Source organism: Pseudoalteromonas luteoviolacea (genome assembly GCF_021654285.1).
GTDB classification, from domain to species: Bacteria; Pseudomonadota; Gammaproteobacteria; order Enterobacterales; family Alteromonadaceae; genus Pseudoalteromonas; species Pseudoalteromonas luteoviolacea_J.
The window spans coordinates 1-1396 of sequence record NZ_JAKFZS010000086.1; the positions used below are offsets into that span (position 1 = coordinate 1).

At 31.1% G+C, this 1396-nt stretch carries 2 protein-coding genes; one reads left to right on the top strand and one right to left on the bottom strand.

Features of this window, described 5'->3' with window-relative positions; genetic code table 11:
* Positions 1-418 (top strand): hypothetical protein (locus L1077_RS27110; RefSeq protein ID WP_237139875.1); only part of this gene is annotated, 418 nt, incomplete at its 5' end.
* A gap of 67 nt (positions 419-485) precedes the next feature.
* Here the strand turns inward: L1077_RS27110 and L1077_RS27115 are convergent.
* Entirely contained in the window at positions 486-680 is a 195-nt protein-coding gene (locus L1077_RS27115; RefSeq protein WP_063363512.1) for a hypothetical protein, read from the bottom strand.
* Between the last annotated feature and the right edge of the window lie 716 nt (positions 681-1396).

Sequence of the window (1396 nt, forward strand, 5' to 3'; positions counted from 1 at the left end):
CGCCACCTTTTCAGGAACACCCCCTTCAGATATTACTTATATCGAGCCCGTTGTAAACAGTGAGTATATTGGTGAATTAGTGTGGTTAGAAAGTGGCAAAAATTGCTCACAAAAGAAATGGAGTGACGTGCCATTTTTATCTTCTCCAATCGTTGACCCTACATTATATAAAATATTATCCAATATATACTCACTATTAGATGCAGCGACCAAAAGTAATGTTGAAACCAATTTGAAAAAAGATAAAATTCTCAGCTTTAAGAAACAGCCAATAATATCAATTGGTGTGGAGCGAGACAAAACTGATTATTATTACAAGTTCGATGTCGGAAACGACATATGCGCTCACCTAACAATTTATACATTAATAAATGAAGACTCTTTCGAAGTAAAAAGTGTTTATATGGCAATGTGTTAATTATTCAGTTTTCAATTAGATTGGTAATATGAGCTGAAGAACACAAACTCCTCAGCTCCCCAAGTCATTAGTGCTCGCAGCCTTGTGTGCATCCAATTCCTGTTGGTACAACTGTACCGCAACAACCACCAAAACTATATGTGAAGCATACAATAACATGTGACATAGCACCACCACCTACATCAGCTGTTTGCTCTTGTGGTATGACTTTTTTATCCGCAGATAGTGTTTTTATCTTTTTTTTGTTCAACTTGATATTCATAACAATTTCCTTTTTTACATATTTTAATTAATAAACGGCCCTAGATTTCAAAAATCAAACCAAGCCTAATTCATCACTTCAAAAAACTTATTAAAATTAGTTAATAATTTCCAACCACATAATGTAAATTATTTTAAATTCTATAAAATTAAATAAACCCCAAAAAAAACACCTTAAACCTTCAATGCATTAGTTTTCAATGAGTAAAATACAACTATTATAAAGGGCAGTATTTTGTGCAATTAGCTTCAGTGGGAGACTGTGGCACAATCACGAGTGTAATTAATACATATACTAAATAGTGATATTGTACCACCCCCGCCTATACCATTAGTTTGTTCTTGAGGTATGACTTTTTTATCCGCAGATAGCGTTTTTATTTTCTTTTTGTTCAGTTTGATATTCATAACTATGACCATATTTATTACAACCATTTAAATTAAAAACACATTTACACAGCAAAAAAATTATATCAACACATTTTTAACCCACATCAAAAATAACTGTCCAATAGACTCCGTGATTAATTCTTAAAAGCGAATAAATAAGTGTTAGAAAACACAAAAACCATACGAGAATTTAGAATAATTAAACAAAACCCTCTGATAATTAAAGTTATTTTTTGAATTTAAAGTTATAAACCAGATTTTCTCACCATTCTAAAATAAAGTTTATTTAACTTAAAAAAACAGTCAATTTTCTAACTTAAAACGGCC